26 protein-coding genes are annotated in these 23653 nt (G+C 67.4%); 6 read left to right on the forward strand and 20 right to left on the reverse strand.

The annotated features are described in order from the left end of the window. Nucleotides 1-312 precede the first annotated feature (312 nt). Nucleotides 313-552 carry a TrmB family transcriptional regulator gene (locus ACT3HL_RS04185; protein WP_445085554.1) on the forward strand — a complete coding sequence of 80 codons (240 nt, stop codon included), beginning with the start codon at nt 313-315 and terminating at the stop codon, nt 550-552. 66 nt (nt 553-618) lie between these two features. On the opposite strand, the gene ACT3HL_RS04190 is transcribed toward ACT3HL_RS04185, so the two are convergent. The 17 genes from ACT3HL_RS04190 to ACT3HL_RS04270 all read right to left on the reverse strand — a co-directional run bounded on the left by ACT3HL_RS04190 (nt 619) and on the right by ACT3HL_RS04270 (nt 16436). Then, nucleotides 619-765, reverse strand: coding sequence for a DUF7557 family protein (locus ACT3HL_RS04190; protein WP_445085555.1), 147 nt, complete (start codon nt 763-765; stop codon nt 619-621). An 81-nt stretch (nt 766-846) separates the two neighbouring features. After that, nucleotides 847-1839 (reverse strand): class II fructose-bisphosphate aldolase, encoded by a 993-nt coding sequence (gene fba / locus ACT3HL_RS04195; protein WP_445085556.1) that lies wholly within the window; start codon nt 1837-1839, stop codon nt 847-849. Between the two features lie 179 nt (nt 1840-2018). After that, nucleotides 2019-2525: a fructose PTS transporter subunit IIB gene (locus tag ACT3HL_RS04200; protein ID WP_445085557.1), complete on the reverse strand. Its 507-nt coding sequence runs from the start codon at nt 2523-2525 to the stop codon at nt 2019-2021. Continuing rightward, nucleotides 2522-4246 carry a phosphoenolpyruvate--protein phosphotransferase gene (ptsP, locus tag ACT3HL_RS04205; RefSeq protein WP_445085558.1) on the reverse strand — a complete coding sequence of 575 codons (1725 nt, stop codon included), beginning with the start codon at nt 4244-4246 and terminating at the stop codon, nt 2522-2524. Before ptsP ends, ACT3HL_RS04200 begins: the two co-directional genes overlap by 4 nt. Nucleotides 4247-4250: 4 nt before the next feature. Then, nucleotides 4251-4520 carry an HPr family phosphocarrier protein gene (locus ACT3HL_RS04210; RefSeq protein ID WP_445085559.1) on the reverse strand — a complete coding sequence of 90 codons (270 nt, stop codon included), beginning with the start codon at nt 4518-4520 and terminating at the stop codon, nt 4251-4253. Beyond that, nucleotides 4520-4984 (reverse strand): fructose PTS transporter subunit IIA, encoded by a 465-nt coding sequence (locus tag ACT3HL_RS04215; RefSeq protein WP_445085560.1) that lies wholly within the window; start codon nt 4982-4984, stop codon nt 4520-4522. The genes ACT3HL_RS04210 and ACT3HL_RS04215 overlap by 1 nt, the downstream gene beginning before the upstream one ends. 76 nt (nt 4985-5060) lie before the next feature. Next, nucleotides 5061-6206, reverse strand: a complete 1146-nt coding sequence (locus ACT3HL_RS04220) for a fructose-specific PTS transporter subunit EIIC (RefSeq protein ID WP_445085561.1) — start codon at nt 6204-6206, stop codon at nt 5061-5063. Between the two features lie 105 nt (nt 6207-6311). Continuing rightward, entirely contained in the window at nt 6312-7256 is a 945-nt protein-coding gene (pfkB, locus tag ACT3HL_RS04225; RefSeq protein ID WP_445085562.1) for a 1-phosphofructokinase, read from the reverse strand. Then, a complete protein-coding gene (gene glpR / locus ACT3HL_RS04230) occupies nt 7253-8026 on the reverse strand; it encodes an HTH-type transcriptional regulator GlpR (protein ID WP_445085563.1) in 774 nt (257 codons plus the stop codon). The genes pfkB and glpR overlap by 4 nt, the downstream gene beginning before the upstream one ends. A 206-nt stretch (nt 8027-8232) precedes the next feature. Continuing rightward, on the reverse strand, nt 8233-9213 hold the full coding sequence (gene leuB / locus ACT3HL_RS04235) for a 3-isopropylmalate dehydrogenase (protein WP_445085564.1): 981 nt from the start codon (nt 9211-9213) through the stop codon (nt 8233-8235). Continuing rightward, on the reverse strand, nt 9206-9814 hold the full coding sequence (gene leuD, locus ACT3HL_RS04240) for a 3-isopropylmalate dehydratase small subunit (RefSeq protein ID WP_445085565.1): 609 nt from the start codon (nt 9812-9814) through the stop codon (nt 9206-9208). The genes leuB and leuD overlap by 8 nt, the downstream gene beginning before the upstream one ends. Further along, a complete protein-coding gene (gene leuC, locus ACT3HL_RS04245; RefSeq protein ID WP_445085566.1) occupies nt 9811-11232 on the reverse strand; it encodes a 3-isopropylmalate dehydratase large subunit in 1422 nt (473 codons plus the stop codon). The genes leuD and leuC overlap by 4 nt, the downstream gene beginning before the upstream one ends. 43 nt (nt 11233-11275) lie before the next feature. Further along, the gene (ilvC, locus tag ACT3HL_RS04250; protein ID WP_445085567.1) at nt 11276-12319 is read right to left on the reverse strand and encodes a ketol-acid reductoisomerase; all 1044 of its coding nucleotides are present in this window, start codon (nt 12317-12319) and stop codon (nt 11276-11278) included. Nucleotides 12320-12350: 31 nt separating this feature from the next. Then, entirely contained in the window at nt 12351-13037 is a 687-nt protein-coding gene (gene ilvN / locus ACT3HL_RS04255) for an acetolactate synthase small subunit (protein WP_445085568.1), read from the reverse strand. After that, on the reverse strand, nt 13034-14794 hold the full coding sequence (ilvB, locus tag ACT3HL_RS04260) for a biosynthetic-type acetolactate synthase large subunit (RefSeq protein ID WP_445085569.1): 1761 nt from the start codon (nt 14792-14794) through the stop codon (nt 13034-13036). The genes ilvN and ilvB overlap by 4 nt, the downstream gene beginning before the upstream one ends. Before the next feature lie 193 nt (nt 14795-14987). Next, nucleotides 14988-15113: a hypothetical protein gene (locus tag ACT3HL_RS04265; RefSeq protein ID WP_445085570.1), complete on the reverse strand. Its 126-nt coding sequence runs from the start codon at nt 15111-15113 to the stop codon at nt 14988-14990. Nucleotides 15114-15224: 111 nt separating this feature from the next. Beyond that, the gene (locus ACT3HL_RS04270) at nt 15225-16436 is read right to left on the reverse strand and encodes a homocitrate synthase/isopropylmalate synthase family protein (protein WP_445085789.1); all 1212 of its coding nucleotides are present in this window, start codon (nt 16434-16436) and stop codon (nt 15225-15227) included. 195 nt (nt 16437-16631) lie between these two features. Here ACT3HL_RS04270 and ACT3HL_RS04275 point away from each other — a divergent pair, with 195 nt between their 5' ends. Continuing rightward, nucleotides 16632-16916: a DUF5779 family protein gene (locus tag ACT3HL_RS04275; protein ID WP_445085571.1), complete on the forward strand. Its 285-nt coding sequence runs from the start codon at nt 16632-16634 to the stop codon at nt 16914-16916. 46 nt (nt 16917-16962) lie between these two features. Then, complete coding sequence (locus ACT3HL_RS04280; RefSeq protein WP_445085572.1) at nt 16963-17454, forward strand: GNAT family N-acetyltransferase; 492 nt, start codon at nt 16963-16965, stop codon at nt 17452-17454. 114 nt (nt 17455-17568) lie between these two features. On the opposite strand, the gene ACT3HL_RS04285 is transcribed toward ACT3HL_RS04280, so the two are convergent. Continuing rightward, nucleotides 17569-18417, reverse strand: a complete 849-nt coding sequence (locus ACT3HL_RS04285; RefSeq protein ID WP_445085573.1) for a translation initiation factor eIF-2B — start codon at nt 18415-18417, stop codon at nt 17569-17571. A gap of 109 nt (nt 18418-18526) precedes the next feature. Further along, a complete protein-coding gene (locus tag ACT3HL_RS04290; RefSeq protein ID WP_445085574.1) occupies nt 18527-18799 on the reverse strand; it encodes a DUF5822 domain-containing protein in 273 nt (90 codons plus the stop codon). A 374-nt stretch (nt 18800-19173) separates the two neighbouring features. On the opposite strand from ACT3HL_RS04290, the gene panB reads away from it, so the two are divergent. After that, nucleotides 19174-19965, forward strand: coding sequence for a 3-methyl-2-oxobutanoate hydroxymethyltransferase (panB, locus tag ACT3HL_RS04295; RefSeq protein WP_445085575.1), 792 nt, complete (start codon nt 19174-19176; stop codon nt 19963-19965). Nucleotides 19966-20163: 198 nt separating this feature from the next. Here panB and ACT3HL_RS04300 read toward each other — a convergent pair whose 3' ends face one another. Further along, nucleotides 20164-20934: an alpha/beta fold hydrolase gene (locus ACT3HL_RS04300; RefSeq protein WP_445085576.1), complete on the reverse strand. Its 771-nt coding sequence runs from the start codon at nt 20932-20934 to the stop codon at nt 20164-20166. Nucleotides 20935-21136: 202 nt separating this feature from the next. Between ACT3HL_RS04300 and ACT3HL_RS04305 the strand changes: the two genes are divergently transcribed. Together ACT3HL_RS04305 and ACT3HL_RS04310 are read left to right on the forward strand one after the other, a co-directional pair. Next, nucleotides 21137-21385, forward strand: a complete 249-nt coding sequence (locus tag ACT3HL_RS04305; protein ID WP_445085577.1) for a DUF7127 family protein — start codon at nt 21137-21139, stop codon at nt 21383-21385. Continuing rightward, nucleotides 21382-23643 carry a CDC48 family AAA ATPase gene (locus tag ACT3HL_RS04310; protein ID WP_445085578.1) on the forward strand — a complete coding sequence of 754 codons (2262 nt, stop codon included), beginning with the start codon at nt 21382-21384 and terminating at the stop codon, nt 23641-23643. The genes ACT3HL_RS04305 and ACT3HL_RS04310 overlap by 4 nt, the downstream gene beginning before the upstream one ends. Nucleotides 23644-23653: the final 10 nt, after the last annotated feature.

The raw sequence follows: 23653 nt of genomic DNA on the forward strand, positions 1-23653 counted from the left end.
ACGCCGCACGGCTCCCGGCTACCCTGCGGGTTTCTGACAGTATTCGACGCACCTTCGGGGGGTGTCCGGTGCGCCTTCAGGCGGTGTCCTCGTGCGCCTTCGGTGCGTCTCCGGCGTCGCGCTCGCTGAGTGAATCACGTCACCAGTCGAAAATACGACCCCTCAGAGCGCCGCAGAACGCGGTGATCGTTCGTGGACGATTCCGCAATCGGTCGCGAGAGCCGATGTGACAACCGATTCGCGACACAATGAGTTCGACAATCGTCGTGGGCGGGTTTTATTATCGTCGAATCCAAGAGATAGATACCAACGATGCAGGGCACGATACGCACACGACCGACGGCTGGGATCGAGACGCCGTCGATTCCGTCCGAACTCGAATCGCCGCGCGCGAAACTCGTCTATCTGTTCCTTTCGACGCACGGTGAAGCGACCATCTCCGAACTCGAATCCGGGCTCGATATGAAGAAAATCTCGCTGTACAGCATTCTCTCGACGCTGTGTGAACGCGACCTGATCGATCAGGACGCCGAGCGCTACCGACTCTGTTAAGCTGCCACGCCTGCGACGCTGTCGTCTGTGCTCGATAGCGGTGAGTGAAACTTTTGTCGTCAGTCACTACGCGTCGCCGCTCCGGAACAGCGTCAGCTCTTCGGCCTCGTAGATGTTGATGAGTTCCGTGACGATCTCGTCGTACTCCTCGTCGTCCTGCCGGAGGGAGTCCAGTCGCGCCACCGTCTCCTCGTCGAGGTGTATCTGAGGCATACTCGAACGGACGTGGTGAATCGACTTAAATCCCGCTCGGTCCCCACTCTCGATCGGATCGGCGGGTATGGGAACGCGGGGTCAGGCGTACCGACTCTGCCCGGCGCTTCCCGAGACCTCGGTGAGGTCCGCGTGCACGTCGGCGATGCGCTCGCGGATGTCCCGGCCGACGACCCGCGGGTCGAAGACGTCCTTGTTCGGCGACCAGTCGGTGTCGTTGAAGAACGTGTCGCGGTCGGCGTCGACTCCCTCCGGCGGGACGATGTTCGACGGGTCCTCGCGGTAGAGATCGTAGGCCGTTCGAGTGTACTCGTACTGGTACCGGGTGTCCTTGTTCACCTTACAGATCCCGTGCTGGAGCATCCGCCGGAGTTGATCGGGCTGGACGCCCGAGGAGCCGTGCAGCACAAGCGGCGTGTCGAGGCCGTGATCGCGCAGCGCCTGCCGGATGTCGCCCGCGAGATCCGGACGGAGTTCCAAGTCCTTGCCCTTCGCGACCCCGTGTTGGGTCCCGACGGAGATGGCGAGCAGATCACAGCCGGTTCGGTCGACGAACTCGACGGCCTGCTCGGGGTCGGTGTAGAACGCCTCCTCGGCTTCGATCTCGTCTTCGACGCCCTTGATCTGCCCGAGTTCGGCCTCGATGAGGACGTCTGCGTCCTTCCGCTCTTTCATCTCGACGACCTCTCTGCTCGTCGCGACGTTCTCCTCGAACGGCTCGTGAGAGGCGTCGATCATGATCGAGGAGGGGATATCGAGTTCCATCTGCGTCTCGATGAACTCGGGGTCCGTCTGGTGATCCATGTTGAGGAAGACGCCGATGTCGTACTGGTCGGCGATGGTCTCGATGTACGTGCCCATCGCTTTCAGGCCGGCGACCGGATCCTCGTTGCCCGCAAACGTGCAGGCACCGCCGCTGAGTTGCAAGAGGAGATCCGACTCCGCCCGCGCGGCGCCTTCCATCAGGCCCATCATCACGTTCGGTTCGGCGATGTTCGACGCGACGAGGCCGAATCCTTCCTCGAGCGCGTCGTCGTAGACGTTGGCGAGTTCACTCCCGCCGTAGAACGGCACTGTGTGTCACCTCGTGTGCGCTTTCCGGCGCCGCCATCATAAGATATGCGGACCTGTTCGTCTCTGCGCGGTAGTGCGTGCGCTCCGCGCGAAACGGGCGGGTTCGGTCGATTTCCCCCGACCAACAGGCCGGCGCGCGGATCGACACAGCGGTCGAATCGCGCCGGGCGGGGTCCCGATCAGGAGAACAGCTTCTTGAGCCGCGCGAACAGGCCCTTCTCTCGGTCGCCGCCGCGGCGGCCCGACGCCGGCTCCGCGGCGGTCGTCTCAGCCGTCGCTGTCTCCTCGGGCGAGCGCTCGGACTCCTCGTCGCCGGCGTCCGCCGCCGCGTCAGACTCCGACGCGTCCGCGGCGTCTACTTCGACCTCGCCGGCCTCGCCCTCCTCGACGAGTTCGGCCGCCCGTTCGAAAAGCGCCTCGGGGTCGTTGACGCCGTCTTTCACCGTCCCCTTCACGAGCGGCTTGTTCGCGAACCGGTCCCGGCTGACCGAGGTGTCGGAGGCGATGATGACCGCGTCCGCGGCCTCAATCTCCGCGGCCGTGAGTTCGTTCTGCGCTCCCATCGCGCCCTGCACCTCGACTTTGATGTCGTGGCCGAGCCGTTCGGCCGTCTGTTCGAGGTTCTCCGCGGCCATCTGGCTGTGTGCGATTCCGGTCGGACAGGATGTGACTGCGACTACGTTCATTGTGTGCCTTCTGTTACCACGCCGATGACTTCATCTTTCGTGCTGGCGGCGAGCGCGCGCTCTGCGAGGTCGCGCGCGTCGACGACCGTCGTCTCTGTCACGGCGCGCTTGACCTGCGGCACCGTGACGGCGCTCATGCTCAGCTCGTCGAGACCGAGCCCGACGAGCAGCTCCGTGAGGTCGGGATCGCCGGCCATCTCGCCGCACATCCCGACCCAGACGTCCGTCCCCTCGGCGGCCTCGACAGTCGCGCGAATCGCCCGCAACACCGCCGGCTGGCGGTAGTCCCCGAGGTCTTTCACGCGGTCGTTGCCCCGCTCTGCGGCCATCACGTACTGCGCGAGGTCGTTTGTCCCGATGCTGAAGAAGTCGACGTGCTCGGTGAGATCCGACGCGAGGAGCGCCGCCGCGGGCGTCTCGATCATCACGCCGAACTCCGGGCGCGCGTACGCCTCGCCCTCCTCCTCGAGGTCCGCGGCGACCGACTCGAGCACCGCCCGGGCCTCGCGGACCTCCTCGACGGTCGAGACGAGCGGCAGCATCACCGACAGCGTCCCGCCGGCCGTCTGGGGCCCGTCCGGAGTCCCACCCCCGCCGGCCGCGCGCAGGAGCGCGCGCAACTGCGTCTCGAAGATGTCGGCGTCGGGACCGAGCGATCGGCGGATGCCGCGCTCGCCGAGGAACGGGTTCTCCTCTGCGGGTAGATTCAGGTACTCGACCGGCTTGTCGCCGCCGATATCGAGCGTCCGGACGACAACTCGCCCGTCGGGGAACGCCTCCAGTGCCTCGCGGTAGGCCTCGTACTGCTCCTCTTCGGTCGGCGCCGACTCCCGGTCGAGGAAGAGAAACTCCGTCCGAAACAGGCCGATGCCGTCCGCGCCGCGCTCGGCGGCGGGCGCGAGATCCGCCGTCGTGCCGACGTTCGCGGCGACCTCGATGGGTGTTCCGTCGGCGGTCTCGACCGCCTCCTCGCGGATTTCGACGTCTTCGTCGCTCGCGGCGGCCTCGAGGGTCTCGGCGTCGGGATCGACGATCAGCGTCCCCTCGGTGCCGTCGACGACGACGTCCGCGCCGTCGGCGACGTCGCGAAGCTCCTCGCCGATCCCGACGATAGCCGGCAGCGCGAGCGAGCGCGCGAAGATCGCCGCGTGGGACGTCCGACCGCCGGTGACCGTCGCGAACCCGGCGACGCGCTCGGGATCGAGCTGTGCGGTGTCGCTCGGGGTCAGCCGCTCTGCGAGCACGACGCTCCCCGACGGGAGCTCCGCGAGGTCGACGCGCTCGCCGTCGAGGAGCACGCGAACGAGTCGGTCGCGGACGTCTCGGAGGTCGTCGGCGCGCTCGGCCATCCGCCCGTCCATCCCCTCGAACTGCTCGACGAACCGCTCGAACGTCCGCGAGACGGCGTGCTCGGCGGGGAGACCCTCGCCGATCTCGGTCTCGACGCCCTCGGTGATCTGCGGGTCGTCGAGGAACTGCACGTGCGCGTCGAAGACCTCCGCCTCGGCCTCGCCGACGCGTTCGGCCGTGCGCTCGCGCTCCGTTCGGAGCTCCTCGCGCGCCGCGTCCCGCGCGGTCTCGAAGCGATCGCGCTCAGCGTCGGGATCGACCGTCTCGGGGGCCGGCGGCGCGTCGAGTTCCGCGTCGGGCGCGTACCAGACGACGGTTCCCGCCCCGGACAGCGGCGTCACGCCGACGCCGGAGAGTCGTCGCTCGGACATCGGTTCAGAGCTCGTCCTCTGGCGTGCTCAGGATGCGTTCGAGCTCGTCGAGGGCGGCCTCGGCGTCTGCGCCCTCCGCAGTCAGTCGGACGTCGTCGCCGGCGGCGACGCCGAGGCTCGTCACCGCGAGCATACTCGCGGCGTTCACCGGCTCCCCGTCGGCGGCGGCGACCCGAATCTCCGCGTCGAACCCGTTCGCCGCCTCGACGAACTTCGACGCCGGCCGCGCGTGCAGGCCGTCCTCGGGGACGACGGTGACGACGCGCTCGGCCATCAGTTCACGGCCTCCCGAACCGCGTTCTGGACGGTGGCTTCGTCTTCGGCTCCAAGCAGCGTCTCGCGGACGTCCTCGTGCATGAGTGCTCTCGAAAGGGCGCTCAAGATCTGTAAGTGTTCCTCGCCGCCCTCCTCGGGGACGAGTATCATAAATAGGAGCCGCGCGGGCTCGTCGTCCATCGCGTCGAAGTCGATGCCCGCACTGGAGCGGGCGAACGCGACGGACGGCTCTTCGACCGCGGCCGTCTTCGCGTGCGGGATGCCGATTCCCATCCCGACGCCGGTCGTCGCCTCCTTCTCCCGTTCGCGGAGCGCGTCGAGCGCCGCCTCTCGATCTCTCACGCGGCCGTTGTCCGCGATGAGGTCCAAGAGGTACTCGATCGCTTCCGCCTTGTCGGCCGGCGGTTCCTCGAGCGAGATATGTGCAAGCGGTAGCAGCCGGTCGATGTCATCTTCGAGCATAATCGTTCGAATATGTGCAGGGGAACCGTAAGGAATTTTCTCTTCGGTCAGTCCGGAACTGGCGGCGTCGGGAGCGTTAGTCTCCCGCCGCCGCGCCGGCCTCGGCGCCTTCGGACGCGCCGACGCGGTCCTCGTAGTCGGGCTTCAAGAGCGTCGCGAGCGCGGCCGTCACGAGCGAGCCGATGACGATCGCCGCGAGGAACAGCAGCGGGCTGTTCGACAGCGGGACGACGAAGACGCCGCCGTGCGGGGCGGGCATGTCGATGCCGAGCGACATCGACATCGCCGCGCCGACCGCGCTGCCGACCATGATCGACGGGATGACCCGGATCGGGTCGGCCGACGCGTAGGGGATCGCCCCTTCAGTGATGAACGAGAACCCGAGGATGATGCCGGACTTCGCGTTCTCGTACATCTCCTCGGCGTACTTGTGCGGGGCGATGAAATTCGAGATGGCGAGGCCGATCGGCGGGATCATCCCGGCGATCATCACCGCCGCCATCGGCTCGGTGATCCCCTCGGTGATCAGGCCGGCGGCGAACACGTAGGCGACCTTGTTGACCGGGCCGCCCATGTCGAACGCCATCATCGCGCCGAGGAGCGCGCCGACGAGCAGCGCCTGTCCGCCCTGCAGCCCCTCGAGATACGCTGTGAGGCCGGCGTTCGCGATCGCGACCGGGACGCCGAGAACGAACAGCACGATAGGCGAGACGATCGCCATCGTCAGCACCGGGACGATGAGGACCGGCATCATCGGCCGGATGAAGTCCGGGACGCTCCAGTTTTTGATCCACCGGGCCACGTAGCCCACGAGGAGGCCGGTGACGAGCGCGCCGAGGTAGCCGGCACCGGCTTCGCCGCCCTGTAGACCGATGACCTCGCCGGCGGCCACCAGCACCTCACCCTGCTGGATCAGATACGACGCCAGGAACCCGGGGGCCAGCCCCGGCCGATCGGCGATGGCGTACGCGACGTACGCGCCGAGGATCGGGACCATAATCGTCAGCCCCAGTCCACCGATCTGTCCGAGGAAGTACGCCAGCGTCCCTACCTGCGACGTGTCCGGCGCGCCGTTCGGCCCCGTCGGCGCGACCGCGAACCCGAGGGCGAGGAAGATCCCGCCGATGGTCACGAACGGGATCATGTACGATACGCCGGTCATGAGGTCCTCCTTGACCTTCGTCAGGTGGGACCGCATCTTGCTCTCAGCCTTGCTTGACATAAGTCTCTCTCACGGATGTTTACGAAGGATATGAAAAATACTTTCGCTTGTGATCGTTTCTGACTTCTCAAGTTGCAAAATACATAGAACCGATCACCGAGCGCATCAGAGCGTGCGGACGTCGACCGATTCCCGCGCCTCGAACACGGACTCGAACGCCGGCACGCGCGTGCCGGAGACGGAGACGACCCGCGACGCGACGGCGATCGCGGTCCGGAGGGCCGCTGCGTGGGACTCTCCGCGCGACAGGCCGGCGAGAAAGCCCGAGAGCATCGCGTCACCGGCGCCGACGGTGTCGACGACCGTGACGGGGAGCGCCGGGGCGTAGAGCGCGGCCGAGTCGGTGACGAGAAGCGCCCCGTCGGGGCCGAGCGACGCGAGGACGTACCGGAACCCCGACTCGCGGAGTTCCCGGGCGGCCTCGGCGCACGCGTCGAGCGTCTCGGCGCCGCGCCCGGTCGCGGCGGCGAGCTCCTCGCGGTTCGGTTTGCAGACGAGGTAGTCGGCGTCGAGCCGCCTGAGCAACTCGCCGCCCATGTCGACCGCGGTGTCCCACGGTCCCGCCCCGGCCAGCCGGTCGACGGCGTCGGTGTCGATACCGCGGGGGAGGCTGCCGGCGACGACGAGCAGTTCGGGGCCGCGCTCGCGCACGCGCTCGACGAGCGCGTCGACGTCCGCCGCTTCGAGTACGGGCCCGTCGTGGTTGATCTTGTACTCCCCCTCGGGGCTCAGCACGGTCGTGTTCAGTCGGGTCCGTCCCGCTATCTCGACGAAGTCGCGCGCGACCCCGTCGTCGTCGAGCGCCTCGGCGATCATTCGTCCGAACGGACCGCCGAGGAAGCCGGTCGAGGGGGCCGCTATGTCCAGCGCGGTGAGATACTGCGAGACGTTGATCCCCTTGCCGCCGGCGTCGAACCGCGCGTCGTCGGTCCTTGCGACCTCGCCGGTCCGAAGCGGCTCCTCGACCGCGAGGGTGTGATCGATCGCCGGGTTCATCGTCACCGTCAGAACGTCGCCGCCCGGATCGGGGCCGCCGCGGCCTCCCGTCATCCCGATCTCGCCTCTACGATCGCGACGGCGACGTCCTCGGCCTCGAACCGCTCGCGCGCTTCCTCGGAGAGGCTGTCGTCCGTGACGAACAGGTCGACGTCCTCGAGGTCGGCGAACGTCACGAACGAGCGCTCGCCGACTTTCGTCGCGTCCGCGACGAGGACGACCCGGGAGGCCTTCTGAACCATCAGCTCTTTGACGCGCGCTTCCTCCTCGTTCGGCGTCGTCAGCCCGGTCTCCGCGTCGACGGCGTTCGCGCCCAGAAACAGCAGATCGAAGTTCGTCCGCTCGAGGAACGCCTCGGCGCTCGGCCCGACGAGCGACCGCGTCCGTCGGCGCAGCGTCCCGCCGGTCAGCTTCACGTCGTTGTCCTCTTTGCCGAGTTCGACGGCCAGTCGCGGCGAGTTCGTCACCGCGAGAATCGACCCGTCTTTCGGCGCCTGCTGAGCCACCTGCATCGTGGTCGTCCCCGCGTCGAAGAAGACCACCTGTCCCTCGGTGATCTCCTCGACGGCGCGGTCGGCGATCGCGCGCTTCGCGTCGAGGTTCTGTACTTCCTTCTGTCCGTACGCCTGTTCGTGCCCGACGTTCGTCACGGGGACCGCGCCGCCGTGGGACCGTTCGATGAGACCGCGGTCCTCCAGTTCGTGGAGGTCCCGCCGGATCGTCGCCTTCGAGTACTCCAGTTCCGCCGCGAGTGCCTCGACGGACTGCCCGTCCTCGTCGGTGACGAGTTCGACGATGCGTCGTTTTCGCTCAGCGGGTAACATGTGGGTCGTCTACGTGTCGTTCGCCCTGTGTATTGTTAATGGTTCGTGTTCGTATCGGATCGAACATTCGGAATAGGCAGCCATATCAGTCACAAACGGACATATTATCGCGAGACTACGGATATTCTGCGCTTCGAGGAGCAGACCTGACAGATATACGCAGCGGTATGGGCGCAAACACAAACGAAAACCGAATCGATCTGACGTCAGTCCAGTCGGTCGATAATCGCGTCGGTGACCTCGTCGGTGCCGGCGTCGCCGCCGAGATCGCCCGTGTGTGGACCCGATTCGAGCACCGCTTCGACGGCGCTCCGGACGTTTCCGGCCGCCTCGACGTATCCGAGGTGTTCCAGCAGCATCGCCGCCGAGAGGATCGCCGCCGAGGGGTTGGCGACGCCCTCCCCCGCGATGTCCGGCGCGGTCCCGTGGACCGGCTCGAACAGCGCGTTGTCGGGACCGACGTTCGCCGAGGGCAGGAGTCCGAGCCCGCCGACGAGCCCGGCCGCCAGGTCCGAGAGCACGTCGCCCGCGAGGTTCGGGCAGACGACGACGTCGAACTGCGTCGGGTCGAGACAGACTCGCGTGGCGAACGCGTCCATCAATACCTCATCGGTCTCGACGCCGGCCTCCTCGGCGACGCCGACGACCGCGTCGCGGAACCGACCGTCGGTCTCGCGCATCACGTTCGCCTTGTGGACGACTTGGAAGCCCGACTCGTCGCGCTCGTCGACGTACTCGCAGGCGAACTCCGCCAGCCGCTCCGAGGCGGAGGTCGTCACGACGCGCGTCAGCGTCGAGAGGTCCTCGGAGAGGCGGTCCTCGTGGCCCGCGTAAACGCCCTCGGTGTTCTCGCGCAGGAAGACCAGATCCGTCTCCGGCCGAACCGCGTCGACGCCGGGGTACGCCCGCGCCGGGCGGATGTTGACGAACGAGCCGACCGCCTCCCGAAGCGGTAGGATGACGTCGGCCGCCGTTTCACCGGCCGCGCCGAACAGCGTCGCGTCCGCGGCGGCGACGGTGTCGTAGGTCTCCTGCGGCAGCGCCTCGCCGGTCGCCTCCTTCACTCGGTCGCCGGCCTCGGCCGCGACGAACTCGAAGTCGCCGACGGCCTCCAGCACGGAGACGGCCGCGGGGATGACCTCTCGGCCGATCCCGTCGCCTTCGATGACGACGATCTCCTCACGCATCGGTGTAGGGCAGAGCGGCGGCTTTCTCCGCGACCGCGTCGGCGTTGGACTTCATCAGCGCCGTCGTGTCCCAGACGCCCTCGGTGAGGGCCCGTCGCTGTGCGTCGTCGACGGTCGCCTCGACCGTCGTATCGCCGTAGGTGACGGTCTCGGCCTCCACGTCGACGTCGATTTCGCCGTCGGGGTTCTCGTCGATCCACTCCTGCAGTTCGACGATGGTCTCGTGGTCCGCCGTGACCGTCGGAATACCCAACGCGAGGCAGTTGCCCGCGAAGATCTCCGCGAACGACTCGCCGACGATGGCGTCGATCCCCCAGCGCATCAGCGCCTGCGGCGCGTGTTCGCGTGAGGACCCACAGCCGAAGTTGGCGTTGACAGCGAGGACCGAAGCGTCCTGGAACTGCGGTTCGTTGAAGGGGTGTTCCTTCTGCTCGTCGTTCTCGTCGAACCGGAGGTCGAAAAAGGCGAACTCCCCGAGGCCGTCGAACGTGACGACCTTCATGAAGCGCGCCGGGATGATCTGGTCGGTGTCGATGTCGTTGCCGCGGACGGGGATCCCCGACCCCGACACCGAATCGATCTCCGGGATCTCCTCGGTCATGCCGTAGTCACCTCCTTGAGGTCGCGCACGTCAGTCACTTCGCCTTTGATGGCCGCGGCGGCGACCATCCGCGGGTTCATCAGGACGGTGCGGCCGTCCTTCGAGCCCTGCCGCCCGATGAAGTTGCGGTTCGACGAGGACGCGGAGGCCTCATCGCCCTCCAGTTGGTCCTCGTTCATCCCGAGACACATCGAACAGCCGGCGTTCCGCCACTCGAAGCCGGCCTCCTCGAAGATCTCGTCGAGTCCTTCGGCCTCGGCGGCGGCCTTCACGCGCTGGCTGCCGGGGACGACCATCGCGCGGACGTCCTCGTGGGCCTGCTGGCCCTCGACGACCGCCGCGGCGCGGCGGAGGTCGGGTAGGCGTCCGTTCGTACACGAGCCGATGAAGGCGACGTCGATCTCGTAACCGTCCATCTTCTCGCCGGGCGTGACGCGCATGTGCTCCTGTGCACCTCGCGCGGAGTCCTGTTTGTCCGCCGGAAGGTCCTCCGGGGCGGGGATCGGCTCGCTGATGCCGATGCCCTGTCCGGGGGTGGTCCCCCACGTGACGACGGGCTCTAGCTCGGAGCCGTCGATCGTGACGACGTCGTCGTACTCGGCGTCGTCCTCGGAGCGGATCGACTCCCAGTACGGCTTGAACTCGTCGAACTTCTCGGGGTTCTCCCGGAAGTAGTCGGTCTCGGCAAGCCACTCGTAGGTGGTCTCGTCGGGATTGACGTAGCCCGCGCGGGCGCCGCCCTCGATGGACATGTTGCAGATGCTCATCCGGCCCTCCATGTCGAGGTTCTCGATGGCCTCCCCGGCGTACTCGTAGACGTAGCCGACGCCGCCCTCGGTACCGAGACGGCGGATCACCTCGAGGATGACGTCCTTCGCCTCGACGCCGGGACCGAGCTCGCCCGTGACCTCGATCTTTCGGACCTTCTTTTTCTCCATCGCGATCGTCTGCGTCGCGAGCACGTCGCGGATCTGGCTCGTCCCGATGCCGAACGCCAGCGCGCCGAAGGCGCCGTGCGTCGACGTGTGCGAGTCGCCGCAGACGATGGTCTTACCGGGCTGGGTGAGCCCCTGCTCGGGCCCGATGACGTGGACGATTCCCTGCTTTCCCGAACTCGGGTCCGCAAACTGGATGCCCGCGTCGCGGACGTTCTGTTCGAGCTCGGACATCATCTCCTCAGCGGCGTCGTCGCGGTACGGCCGCGACTGGTCCGCCGTGGGGACGATGTGGTCCACCGTCGCGTACGTGAGTTCGGGATACGCGACCTCTAAGTCCCGCTCCTGCAGCATTCCGAACGCCTGCGGGCTCGTGACCTCGTGGATGAGATGTAGGCCGACGAACAGCTGCGTCTGTCCGGTCGGCAGCTCCCCGACGGTGTGTTCCTCCCACACCTTGTCGTACAGCGTTCCCTCACTCATCTACATCACCTGTGAATTGTGTTCCTGTCATGTCCGTCTCCGATCAGTCGTCCGCGGCCGCCTCGGCGGCCTCCGCCTCTTCTTTCTCGGCCCACGAGAACAGCTCACGCAGCGGTTCGCCCACCCGCTCGACGTGGTGGGTCTCCTCGGCGTGTTTCAGCTGGGTGTACGACGGCCGGCCGGCCTGGTTCTCCGCGATCCACTCGCGGGCGAACGTCCCGTCCTGAACCTCCTCGAGGACCTCCTCCATCCGCTCGCGGGCGTGGTCGTCGATGATCCGGTCGCCGCGCGTGAGCCCGCCGTACTCGGCGGTGTCGGAGACGGAGTCCCACATGTTGGAGAGCCCGCCTTCGTACATCAGATCGACGATCAGCTTCAGCTCGTTGAGGACCTCGAAGTACGCCATCTCCGGGGAGTACCCGGCGTCGACCAGCGTCTCGAAGCCCTGTCGGACGAGCGCGGTCGCCCCGCCGCAGAGGACGGCCTGCTCGCCGAAGAGGTCGGTCTCGGTCTCCTCGCGGAACGTCGTCTCGATGACGCCGGCGCGGGTGCATCCGATCGCGTGCGCGTACGCGAGCGCCTCCTCTCGCGCCTCGCCCGTCTGGTCTTGGTAGACGGCGACGAGGCCGGGCGTTCCCTGACCGGCCTCGTAGTTGCGTCGCACGAGGTGCCCCGGGGACTTCGGCGCGATCATCGTCACGTCGACGTCTTCCGGCGGCCGGATCTGGTTGTAGTGGATGTTGAACCCGTGGGAGAACTGGAGCGTGTCGCCGGCTTCGAGGCCGTCTTTGATCTCCGCGAACACCGCGGGCTGGACCGTGTCGGGGACGAGCATCGTGACGATGTCCGCCTCCGCGGCCGCCTCGGCGGGCGTCTCGACTCGGAGTCCGTCCGCTTCCACGGCGTCGCGCGAGGACGAGTCCTCGCGCAGGCCGACGATCACGTCGACCCCGCTGTCGGCGAGGTTCTGCGCCTGGGCGTGCCCCTGGCTGCCGTAGCCCAGCACGGCTACGGTCTTGTCGTCGATGTATGAGCGGTCCGCGTCGTCGTCGTAGTATACCGTCGTATTCAGGTCTGTGTCTGTCATTGTGCGTCTGTCGTCTGTCGTTGTCCGTCCGTCACTGTACGTTCGTCGGTTGCGTCGGCTCGTCCGCGGTTCCGGGCTTCTCGCCCGGGACGGTCGCTTGGTCACCGCGCGCCAGCGCCGTGTAGCCGGTCCGCGCGATCTCGATGATGCCGAACTGCCGGAACGCGTCGATCGCGTCGTCGATCTTCTGCTCGTCGCCGGTGAGCTGGACCGTGATGGTCCGCGGGCCGGCGTCGAGCGTCTGTCCGTCGTACATCTCGGTGACCGCGTGGACCTTGTCGGGGTCGTCGCCCTCGACCTTCAGGAGGACGAGTTCGGTCCGCACGGCGTCGTCGTCGAGTTCACCGATGGCGATGACGGGCTTGAGTTTGCCGAGTTGCTTTTCGATCTGGTCGATGCCCGGCTCGGGCTCTTCGACGACCATCGTGATCCGCGAGTGGTTCTCGACGGTCGTCGGCCCGACGGTCAGGCTCTCGATGTTGAACTGCCGCCGCGAGACCAACCCCGCGATGCGGGAGAGCACCCCGGGATCGTCCTCGACGAGCGCCGAGAGCACCGCCCGCCGCGGCTCGTGTTCGGCCTCCGCCTCGGGATCGATTCGGATCCCTTGGGCGTTCCGCCGCCCCTCGGGGTGCGGCCGTTCCTCCGGAGTCGGTCCCTGCAGTCCGTGCTTCGGTAACTCCTCCGCCGCGTCCGTCTCGGAATCCTGTGAGCTCATAGCTGATCCTCCGTCAGGGCGAACTGTCCGTTTGCGCCGCCAGAGGGGACCATCGGGTAGACGTTCTCCGCCGGGTCGATGTGGAAGTCGATGACCGACGGGCCGTCGTACGCCAGCGCCTCCTCGACGGCCTCTGCGACCTCGTCGTAGTCGTCGACGCGCCAGCCGCGGGCGCCGAAGGCCTCCGCGAGCATATCGAACTCCGGACACCAGTTGTACTCCGCGGCCATCCGGCGGCCCTCGAAGAAGGCGTCCTGCCACTGGCGGACCATCCCGATGTACTCGTTGTTGAGCACCGCGACGGTGATATCGAGGTCCTCGCGGACCGCGACCGACAGCTCCTGGATCGTCATCAGGAACGAGCCGTCACCGTCGACGCAGACGACCTCCTGATCGTCGTCGGCGGCGATCCGCGCGCCAATCGCCGCGGGCAGGCCGTAACCCATCGTACCGAGACCGTGGCTCGACACCCACGTCCGGGGCTCGGTGTAGGTCCAGTACTGCGCGGCCCACATCTGATGTTGCCCGACCCCGGTCGTGACGATGGCCTCGTCGGAGGTGGCCTCATCGAGGATCTCGACGACGAACTGCGGTTTCAGCGGCTCGTCGTCGGGCGTCGCGTAGTCCATCGGGTACTCCGCCTTCCACGTCTGGACCTGCTCGCGCCACTCGGCGGCCTCGGGGGCCGATTTGATGGCGTCGTCGAGCTGGTCGAGGACGATCCCCGCGTCGCCGATCAGCGGGTAGTCCGCGTGGATGTTCTTCGAGATCTCCGCGGGGTCGATGTCGATGTGGATGACCTCGGCCTCGGGCGCGAACGTGTCGATCCCGCCGGTCAGGCGGTCGTCGAAGCGCGTCCCGACGGCGATCAGCAGGTCGGTGTGCGTGATCGCCATGTTGGCGTAGCCGGTGCCGTGCATCCCCGCCCACGACAGGCAGAGGTCGTCGTCCTCGGGGAACGAGCCGATCCCCGGCATCGTCGTGACGACCGGGATCTCGTACTCCCGCGCGAACGCGCGCGCCTCGTCGGCGGCGTCGGCCTTGATGACGCCGCCCCCGAAGAGCAGCAGCGGCCGCTCGGCGGCCTCGATGACGTCGGCGGCCTCCCCGACGGCGTCTTCGTCGGCGACGTACTGCGGCCGGGTCGTCGCCGGCGGCTCCGCCGGGCCGGGTTCGCTGTCGGTGTCGCCGAGCGTGACGTCCTTCGGCAGGTCGACGAGCGTCGGCCCGGGACGCCCCTCGTCGGAGAGCGCGAACGCTTCACCGACGATGTCGCCGACGGTGTCGGCGTCGTCGGCGAAGTAGTTGTGCTTCGTGATCGGCGCGGTGACGCCGACGGTGTCGGTCTCCTGGAACGCGTCGGAGCCGACCATATCCGCCGAGACCTGCCCCGTGAGCGCGAGCAGGCGGTCCGAGTCCATATTCGCGTCGGCGATGCCGGTCACGAGGTTCGTCGCGCCGGGGCCCGAGGTGGCCAGACAGACGCCGGGCTCGTTTCTGACGACGCTGAAGGCGTCGGCGGCGTGCGCCGCGCCCTGCTCGTGCGCCATCGTGATGTGGCGGATGTCAGAGTGGTACAGCGCGTCGTAGACGGGCATAATCGCCCCGCCCTGGACGCCGAAGGCCGCCTCGACGCCCTCGTTTTCGAGCGCGCGGATGACTGATTCGGAACCGGTCGTCACGGGCGAGCGCGCCGCCTCCGACCCGGCGTCGTCGTCGGCGTCGGTCTCCGGCGAGGACGGGGCCTGTTTGCTCATCGGCGCTCACCCCGCTTCGGGGCGGGCGGTCGACGGGGCGGACGCGGTCGTGTCGTTCCCGACGCGGTCTGCGTGCGATGCGAGTTCGGTCGTGTGAATCGAGCGTGATGCTCCATGGTTGGGTGATGGGTACTGGTCGGTCGAACGGCGGTCTCGAACGAGATCGAACGGACGAGAATGGGGGTATGCGGGGCTATAGGGCCCCTACGATGATCCGCGAAACGGCGCCGAGCGCGCCGTTGGACGACCGACGACGGGGCGCGGTCCGAGCCGCCGCGCTCGCGGCGGCCGTCTCGCAGGTGTGTCGTCGTCGCGTCATACACCACAGATTCGTCTCGTCGGTAATGAACGTTTCGTGCTCCGCCGTCGGATCGGCCCGGTCGACAGCGCACCCGCGGCTCGGCGGATCGAGCGAACGGGGCGCGCGCCATCAGGCGCGGACCTCCTCCTGTTCGTCTTCGTCCTCGTCCGCGCGGTCGACGCCGACCTCGCGGGCGAAGCGCGTCAGGACGTCGACGGTGACGCGCTCCTTTTCGGCCCCGTAGTCTTTGACCCGGCGGGTGACCTCGGTGACCTCCGTGTCGGTGGGCGCGAACCCGGACTCCTGTAGCCGCTTGCGGACCGAGTTCGTGCCGGTGTGCTTGCCGAGGACGAACTCGCGCTGGGCCCCGACCATCTCGGGAGTCATCACGCCGGGCTCGAACGTGTCCGTGTTCTCCATCACGCCCGCGGCGTGGATTCCGCTCTCGTGTGAGAAGGCGTTCCGTCCCACGACCGGCTTGTTCGCCGGAACCGGGATGTCGCTGGCCTCCTCGACGATCCGCGACAGTTCGGTGATTCGGGTGGTGTCGATCCCCGTGTCGACGCCGTACAAAGACTCCGCCGACATCACGACCTCCTCGAAGGCGGCGTTACCGGCGCGCTCGCCGATGCCGTTGACGGACACCTGCGCCTGCGACGCGCCCGCCTCGAAGCCGGCCATCGCGTTGGCGGCGGCCAGTCCGAAGTCGTCGTGGGCGTGGACGTCGATCCGCGCATCGGTGTGCGTTCGCACCTCGCGAACCATGTTCGCAAAGCGCGTCGGCGTCGCGACGCCGGTGGTGTCCGGGATGTTGACCCAGTCGACGCCCGCCTCGTCGACGGCGCTCAGGATCTCCGAAAGGAAGTCGATGTCGGTCCGGGTGGCGTCCATCGGCGAGAACATCGCCTCGACGCCGGCCTCTTTCACCCGCTCGACGCTCTCGACCGCGCGCTCGACGGCCTCCTCGCGGGAGGCGTGCATCGAGTCCGCGAGCTGGACGTCGCTCGTGCTGACGAAGACGTGGACCAACTCCACCCCGGAGTCGATCGCGGCCTCGACGTCTTTGTCGACGACGCGCGCCAGCCCGCAGACGGTCGTGTCCGTCGCAGCGGCGATGTCACTCACGGATTCGAACTCGGCTTCGGAGTTGACCGGGAAGCCCGCCTCGATGACGTGTGTCCCCATCTCGTCCAGCGTGGCCGCGATGTCGCGCTTCTCGTCGTAGCTGAACGAGGTGCGTGGCGACTGTTCGCCGTCGCGGAGCGTCGTGTCAAAAATCCGTACGTTCTCGATCTCGGATTCAGTTATTTGGGCTAATGTGCCCTGGAAGAACTCGACCAGCCGGGGTGTCCGACTGAGCCTCCATGTCGTCGTTAGACATTGTGTTTGTCAACTGCCGCGGGACGATATTAAACTCTTTCGCTGTGGTCGGGCGACGGACACGGAGCGCCGCGGGAGCTGCGACGAAGCGGGACGGCGACGCTCTCTGTGTCCGTCGCCCGAATCCTTTTCGTGCCCCTTCGCGTGTGCACCCCTATGAGCGATTTCAACCTGAACCTCTCGGAGGCCGAAGAACACCTCGACGACGAGGCCGACGGCGACGTTGTTCTCGGCGTCCTCGACGGCTCGACGGACCCAGCGGCGTGGATCGACGCGGTGGAGGCGGGAAGCGTCCTCGTCCTCGCGGTCGAGGGCGACCTCAACGAGCTGGCGAAGGGGTTCGCCCGGCCGATCAGAGACATGGGCGGCAGCCTCACGCACTTCCGTCGGTTCCTCGTCGTGACGCCGCCGGGCGTGGAGCTCGACACGGGCCGCCTGTGACCCGTCGGACGGTGGAATTATATCGCTCGTGGTCCTACTCGGGAGTGTGAGCGTCAACGTCGAGACGCGGGTGGACGCCCCGGGTTCCGCCGAGTACGCCGAGGAAGCCTGGGACCTGAAAGAGCGGATCAGGGCCCGCGAGGGCGTGCTCAAGCAGCGGCGCGGCTTCTTCGTCGACGCGTACCGGCGCGCGCACGATCACCTGCTCTTCGAAGAGGACGAACTCGTGGGGTTCGCCTCCGTCCGCCGGGACGGCTACATCCTCTTTCTCGCGGTCTCGCCGGACCGCCGCGGCGAGGGGTACGGCAAGCGGCTCGTCGCGGCCGCGCTTCAGGACCACGAGTCCATCTCCTGTCACGCGCGGGCGACGAACGAGGACGCGCTGTCGTTCTACGAGCACCTCGGTTTCGAGGTCACGCGCCGAATCACCGGCTACTACGAGGACGGCGGCGACGCCTACTACCTCCGCCTCGGCGACGGCTCCTCGCTCCGCGAGAAGTTCGCCGAGTTCTTCCGCCGCTCTGTCGTCGGCGAGTGAGCGGCCAGTCACTCTCGTCAGCGGTCCGAGTACAGCGACCAGTCACTCGCGCTCAGCCGCGTATCGACGTCCACGGGCCCGCACGAGTACGACGACGACGCGATGACGACCTGACTACAGCTCTTTGACGCCGTTGTCGGTGATCACCTGATCGATCATCTCGACGGGCGTCGCGTCGTAGGCGGGGTTTTCGATCACCACGTCCTCGATCGGTTCCAGCGACACCTCCGCGGGGGATCGGTGTTCGTTCTCGAAGACGAAGTCGTCGCCGACGATCTTCGCCGCCGAGCCGACGACGGTCACCGGGACGTCGAGGCGGTTCGCCGTGGTGACGATCGGGAGGGTACCGATGCGGTTGTACAGGACGTCCTCGACGATACAGTCCATCCCGATGACGACCCGATCGCACTCCGACAGGAACGTCCCGGCCGCCCCGTCGACCATCAGGTGCGGTTCGACGCGGTCGAGTTCGGCGAGTCGGCGGGCCGTCTTCCGCCCGAGATACCGCGGCCGCGCCTCCGTCACGTACGCCGTCAGGTACGTCCCGCCCGCGGCCGCCCGCTCGATCGCCTCGAGGACGGTCGATGAGTAGTCGTGGACCAGAAACGTCTGGTCGTCCTCGAACGTCGAGACGGCGTTCTTCGCCGCGCGCGATTTGCCCTGCTGGACGTCCTCGACGACGCGTTCGATGACCTCCTCCAGCAGCGATTTGGCCTCCTCGACGGAGTCCTTCCGGTCGATGACGTTCGTCAGGACGCCCTGCATCGCGTTGTACAGCGAGGCGTGGGAAGGGTTCGCTCGTTTGAGCGCGCCCGCGTTGCGTTCGAGGTCGCGTTCGAACTCCTCGACCGTCGCGTGATCGCGGTCTAAGAGCTCCGAGAGCGCCCGTGTCGCCTTGACGGCGACGACCGACGAACTGTGCGTCTGCATCTCTCGGATCTCCGCGATCGTCTCGTCGATCATAGCTGAGAGTCGGCGACTCGGGTGAAAGACCTTCCGACGGAGGGCGGTTCGTCGCCGCAGCGGGACGGTTTTGTCGCGGGTGCCGGCCGGACGCGCTCCCGGTATCGGCTCACTCCGATTCGGCGATCTCGTCGGGGTCGGTACCGCCGTCGCCCGCGTCGAACCGCTTCGCGTACGCGAACACCGCGATAGCGACGATGATCCAGACGACCGCGCCCACCCGGACCGCGAACTCGACGCGGGCGGCCCACGTGGGGAGCGTCGCGTTGAGCGAGAGCGCGGTGACGACCGGCGCGCCGACGACGATCGTGAGGACGAACGTCGTCTGCATCACCCACCCGTAGTCGACCCCCTCGGGGTTCGAGGTCTCGACTGGTTGCACGTTCGGACCTTCGTCGGCGGCGTCAAAGCCGTGCCGATTCGACCGAGACCGGCGAGGGTTTATAACTGATTCCGGCACCAGCACCGGTGTGACGTAGCGTTCACCCCGCGTCGAACGCGGTTGTTCGGCACACCGACGCGGGGAGATCGGCCGGAGAACGGCCGAATCGAGGCGGAGAACGTGCCGACTGCTCGCCCTCCCGTACCCGACACCCGTATCCGACTCTCCTCCGCGGCAACACACCGTATCCGACTCTCCCCCGCGGCAACACACCGACTCGCTCCCGCACCCGTCGTCACCCCTCCGCGTGATGGTCTCTCGTGGGGCGCCGGCACAGCGAATGCTTTAATCGGGTTCACAGTGACGATCTATCCGTGACGACGGTACGCGACATCCGCGAACGAAGCGAAGACGGGGCGAAGCCGGTCACGGTGCTGACCGCTTACGACGCGACGATGGCGTCCATTCTGGAAGCGGCCGGTGTCGACGTGGTCCTCGTCGGCGACAGCGCCGGCAACACCGCGCTCGGCTACGATTCGACGCTGCCGGTGACCTACGAGGAGATCAAGTCCCGGAGCGCCGCAGTCGCCCGCGCGATCGACGACGCGCTGGTCGTCGCCGATATGCCGTTTCTCTCAGTCGGCGTCGACGAGGCAGAGAGCGTGCGCAACTGCGGTCGACTGCTGAAGGAGGCCGGCGTCGACGCGGTGAAACTCGAATCCGGCGAGCACACCGTCGGGCTCACCGAGCGGCTGGTCGAACTCGGCGTCCCGGTGATGGCCCACGTCGGGTTGACGCCCCAGCGCGTGAAGGAACTGGGCTATCAGAAACAGGGGACCGCCGAGGCCGAGGCCGAGGACATCGTCGAGCTCGCGCGCCGACACGAGGCCGCCGGCGCGTTCTCGATCGTTCTCGAACACGTCCCCGCGTCGCTCGCCGAGCGGATCACGGCGGAACTGGACATCCCGACGATCGGGATCGGCGCCGGCCCCGACTGCGACGGGCAGGTGCTCGTCATCGACGACGTGCTCGGACTGAGCGAGCGCTCGCCGCCGTTCGCGCGGCGGTTCGCGTCGATCAGAGATGAGATCGAGGGCGCCGCCGAAGCGTACTGCGCGGCGGTGGAAGACGGGTCGTTCCCCGCGCCCCCCGACGACGCCGAGTGAGCAGTCGGCGAGTGTTGCGCCGCCGAGGCAGGCGGGATTCCCGTCTCTCGTCCGTCTGCCTTCTTCGGTCTCTTGGCCGTTCCGTCTCTCGGCCGTTCCGTCTCTCGGCCGTTCCGTCTCTTTCTCTCCCGCCTCGTTAGGGCGACGCCGCGTTACACGGAGTCGAGGAGAGCCCACGACTCCAGTCGTTGGAGGACGTCAGCGCTCGGAGAGAAACGTCCGCACAGCGTCGTTGAACTGCGACGACGCTTCGAGCATCGCGAGGTGAGCGGCGTCGTCGAGCACGGTCAGCTCGCAGTCGGGCAGTTCCTCACAGAGCTGTTCGTGGAAGTGCAGCGGCGTGAGTCGGTCGTACTCGCCGACGAGCGCGAGCGCCGGCGCGTCAACCGCCGAGAGGTCGCCGCGGACGTCGAACGCGTGCGCCGTCCGGAAGTCGCGTTCGAGCGTCGCCGCGCCTGTGCTCCGTAGGGCCTTTCGCGACACCGCCAGCGTGGCCTCGTCGGCGTCGTGAAAGAGGTGATCCGGCTCGTGGAAGAACTCGATCACGCGCTCGAAGTCCTCGGCGACCCACTGGAGGAGGTCATCGAGCACCGGGAGCCGCGCGCCCGTGCCGGCGAGGATCACCCGTTCGACGTCGAGGTCGCGTTCTAAGAGCGTCGAGAGAACCACCGCGCCGCCGAGGGAGTTACCGAGGAGGACGTCGGCGTCGACGGCCTCGGCGACCGCCACGACGTCGTCGACGTACGCCGAGAGCGTCTCATAGCCCGGATCAGCCGACACGTCTTCGCTCTCGCCGTGGCCGCTCAGATCGACCGCGACGAACGGGTAGTCCGCGGCCAGTTTCGCCTGTGCGCTCCAGGCGCGGTGGCTGCCCCCGCTCCCGTGGACGGCCAGGACCGTCGGCCCGGTCGCGTCGCGGTCGAACACGCGATAGGCCGTCGTTCGGCCGTGGTGTGTTACCGTTTGCATACTGACTGCTTGGGCGGCGCCGATAATAAACCTCCGAGCGAGCGTGACGTCGGCATCCGCGGGTGCGTCAGCGGAGTCGTGGCGGCCGATTCGGGATCGAATCGCAATTCAACTTGTATTCGCAAGGGTCGACCGCTGTGTTGCGATTAGTCGGAGAAAGGTTTATATACTATGGCGACTAACTTGGAGTTAGGAATAAACGATGAGTACCAAGCAATTAGCCGGTGGAGACGAACGGATCGTCCGCCGGTACGAGTACGAGGACAGCTGGGTTCTCGCCGCTGACGTCGGCCTCGCAGCCGAAGACATCGACGTCGACGTCGTCGGCACGACCGCGATCGTCGTGGGCGAACGGGACGGTGAGGTCTCCGAGGCGGAGTTCGAGCTGCCCGGCGAGGATGCATCGGTCTCGACGAACAACGGCGTGCTCACCATCACGGTGGAAAAATGAAGTTCACCGTCAAACCGCTGAAGCAGAAGGACGCCGGTCGCGGACTCGCGGCGATGGACCGCGAGGCGGCCGAAGAACTCGACCTCGAGGGCGGCGATTACATTCGAATCGACGGGAACGGCGGCACCGCCATCGCGCGTGTCTGGCCCGGGTACCCCGAGGACACCGGCACGGGAATCGTCCGGATCGACGGTCGACTCCGCCAGCAGGCGAACGTCGGCATCGACGACCGCGTCGAGATCGAGAAGGCGGATATCAAGCCCGCGAAGCACGTCTCGGTCGCGCTCCCGCAGAACCTCCGGATCAGCGGCAACATCGGCGCGCACCTGCGCGATAAGCTCGCCGGACAGCCCGTCACGAAGGGCCAGAACATCCGCGTCCCCTTCGGGTTCGGATTCATGACCTCCTCGAATCAGCCGATCCCGCTGAAGGTCGCCGCGACGGAGCCGGACGGCACGGTCGTCGTCACCGACTCCACCGAGGTGTCGATCAGCCAGACGCCCGCCGAGGAGATTCAGACGGACGCAGAGAGCGAGGCAGACACGCCTTCCGTGGCCTACGAGGACATCGGCGGTCTCGACCGCGAGCTCGAACAGGTGCGAGAGATGATCGAGCTGCCGATGCGGCACCCCGAACTGTTCCAGCGGCTCGGTATCGAGCCGCCGAAGGGCGTGCTGCTTCACGGCCCGCCGGGGACCGGGAAAACCCTGATCGCGAAGGCCGTCGCCAACGAGATCGACGCCTCCTTCCACACGATCTCGGGGCCGGAGATCATGTCGAAGTACTACGGCGAGTCCGAAGAGCAGCTTAGAGAGATCTTCGAGGAGGCCGAGGAGGCCGCACCGGCGATCGTCTTCATCGACGAGATCGACTCCATCGCCCCGAAGCGCGGCGAGGCCGGCGGCGACGTCGAACGGCGCGTCGTCGCACAGTTGCTCTCGCTGATGGACGGGCTCGACGAGCGCGGCGAGGTTGTCGTCATCGGCGCGACGAACCGCGTCGACGCCATCGACCCGGCGCTGCGCCGCGGCGGTCGATTCGACCGCGAGATCGAGATCGGCGTCCCCGACCGCGAGGGCCGCAAGGAGATCCTGCAGGTCCACACGCGGAACATGCCGCTCTCCGACGGCATCGACCTCGACGAGTACGCCGACAACACGCACGGCTTCGTCGGTGCGGACATCGAGAGCCTCGCGAAGGAGGCCGCGATGACTGCCCTGCGTCGCATCCGCCCCCAACTCGACCTCGAATCCGACGAGATCGACGCCGAGGTGCTCGATTCGCTGACGGTCACCGAAGCGGACTTCAAGGAGGCCATCAAGGGCATCGAGCCCTCGGCGCTGCGCGAGGTGTTCGTCGAGGTCCCGGACGTCACTTGGGAGCACGTCGGCGGCCTCGAAGACACCAAAGAGCGCCTCCGCGAGACGATCCAGTGGCCGCTCGAATACCCCGAGGTCTACGAGGCGATGGACATGCAGTCCGCGAAGGGCGTCCTGATGTACGGCCCGCCCGGGACCGGCAAGACGCTGCTCGCGAAGGCCGTCGCCAACGAGTCGGAGTCGAACTTCATCTCGGTGAAGGGCCCCGAACTCCTCGATAAGTACGTCGGCGAGTCCGAGAAGGGCGTCCGCGAGATCTTCAAGAAGGCCCGCGAGAACGCCCCGACGGTGGTGTTCTTCGACGAGATCGACTCCATCGCGACCGAGCGCGGCAGCAACACCGGCGATTCGGGCGTCTCCGAGCGCGTCGTCTCCCAGTTACTGACGGAGCTCGACGGGCTCGAAACCCTAGAGGACGTCGTCGTCGTCGCGACGACGAACCGCCCGGACCTCATCGACTCGGCGCTGCTCCGGCCGGGGCGGCTCGACCGCCACGTCCACGTGCCCGTTCCCGACGAGGACGCCCGCCGGGCGATCTTCGCGGTCCACAGCGAGCACAAGCCGCTGGCCGACGACGTCGACCTCGACGACTTGGCCGCCCGGACGGAGGGCTACGTCGGCGCCGACATCGAGGCCGTCTGCCGCGAGGCGTCGATGGCCGCGAGCCGAGAATTCATCAACAGCGTCTCCCGCGAGGAGGTCGAGGAGTCCATCGGAAACGTCCGCGTGACGATGGCGCACTTCGAGCGCGCCCTCGAGGAGGTCGGCCCCAGCGTCACCCCCGAGACCCGCGAGCGCTACCAGCAGATCGAAGAGCGCTTCCAGACCAGCGACGTCGAGCGGACTCCCGAGAGAGAGGTCAGCCGCACGTTCCAGTGAACTACCCCAC

Source organism: Halobellus sp. GM3 (genome assembly GCF_052545375.1).

What these genes read in the sequence shown, in the direction of transcription:
- leuB (WP_445085564.1), bottom strand. Translation starts at nt 9,213, where the DNA reads ATGCGTGAGGAGATCGTCGTCATCGAAGGCGACGGGATCGGCCGAGAG.
- ACT3HL_RS04305 (WP_445085577.1), top strand. Translation starts at nt 21,137, where the DNA reads ATGAGTACCAAGCAATTAGCCGGTGGAGACGAACGGATCGTCCGCCGG.
- glpR (WP_445085563.1), bottom strand. Translation starts at nt 8,026, where the DNA reads ATGTTACCCGCTGAGCGAAAACGACGCATCGTCGAACTCGTCACCGAC.
- ACT3HL_RS04210 (WP_445085559.1), bottom strand. Translation starts at nt 4,520, where the DNA reads ATGGCCGAGCGCGTCGTCACCGTCGTCCCCGAGGACGGCCTGCACGCG.
- ilvN (WP_445085568.1), bottom strand. Translation starts at nt 13,037, where the DNA reads ATGAGCTCACAGGATTCCGAGACGGACGCGGCGGAGGAGTTACCGAAG.
- ACT3HL_RS04310 (WP_445085578.1), top strand. Translation starts at nt 21,382, where the DNA reads ATGAAGTTCACCGTCAAACCGCTGAAGCAGAAGGACGCCGGTCGCGGA.
- ACT3HL_RS04285 (WP_445085573.1), bottom strand. Translation starts at nt 18,417, where the DNA reads ATGATCGACGAGACGATCGCGGAGATCCGAGAGATGCAGACGCACAGT.
- pfkB (WP_445085562.1), bottom strand. Translation starts at nt 7,256, where the DNA reads ATGACGGGAGGCCGCGGCGGCCCCGATCCGGGCGGCGACGTTCTGACG.
- ilvC (WP_445085567.1), bottom strand. Translation starts at nt 12,319, where the DNA reads ATGACAGACACAGACCTGAATACGACGGTATACTACGACGACGACGCG.
- ACT3HL_RS04190 (WP_445085555.1), bottom strand. Translation starts at nt 765, where the DNA reads ATGCCTCAGATACACCTCGACGAGGAGACGGTGGCGCGACTGGACTCC.
- ACT3HL_RS04200 (WP_445085557.1), bottom strand. Translation starts at nt 2,525, where the DNA reads ATGAACGTAGTCGCAGTCACATCCTGTCCGACCGGAATCGCACACAGC.
- ACT3HL_RS04185 (WP_445085554.1), top strand. Translation starts at nt 313, where the DNA reads ATGCAGGGCACGATACGCACACGACCGACGGCTGGGATCGAGACGCCG.
- ACT3HL_RS04220 (WP_445085561.1), bottom strand. Translation starts at nt 6,206, where the DNA reads ATGTCAAGCAAGGCTGAGAGCAAGATGCGGTCCCACCTGACGAAGGTC.
- ACT3HL_RS04215 (WP_445085560.1), bottom strand. Translation starts at nt 4,984, where the DNA reads ATGCTCGAAGATGACATCGACCGGCTGCTACCGCTTGCACATATCTCG.
- ACT3HL_RS04300 (WP_445085576.1), bottom strand. Translation starts at nt 20,934, where the DNA reads ATGCAAACGGTAACACACCACGGCCGAACGACGGCCTATCGCGTGTTC.
- ptsP (WP_445085558.1), bottom strand. Translation starts at nt 4,246, where the DNA reads ATGTCCGAGCGACGACTCTCCGGCGTCGGCGTGACGCCGCTGTCCGGG.
- leuC (WP_445085566.1), bottom strand. Translation starts at nt 11,232, where the DNA reads ATGAGTGAGGGAACGCTGTACGACAAGGTGTGGGAGGAACACACCGTC.
- leuD (WP_445085565.1), bottom strand. Translation starts at nt 9,814, where the DNA reads ATGACCGAGGAGATCCCGGAGATCGATTCGGTGTCGGGGTCGGGGATC.
- ACT3HL_RS04275 (WP_445085571.1), top strand. Translation starts at nt 16,632, where the DNA reads ATGAGCGATTTCAACCTGAACCTCTCGGAGGCCGAAGAACACCTCGAC.
- ACT3HL_RS04265 (WP_445085570.1), bottom strand. Translation starts at nt 15,113, where the DNA reads ATGACGCGACGACGACACACCTGCGAGACGGCCGCCGCGAGCGCGGCG.
- ilvB (WP_445085569.1), bottom strand. Translation starts at nt 14,794, where the DNA reads ATGAGCAAACAGGCCCCGTCCTCGCCGGAGACCGACGCCGACGACGAC.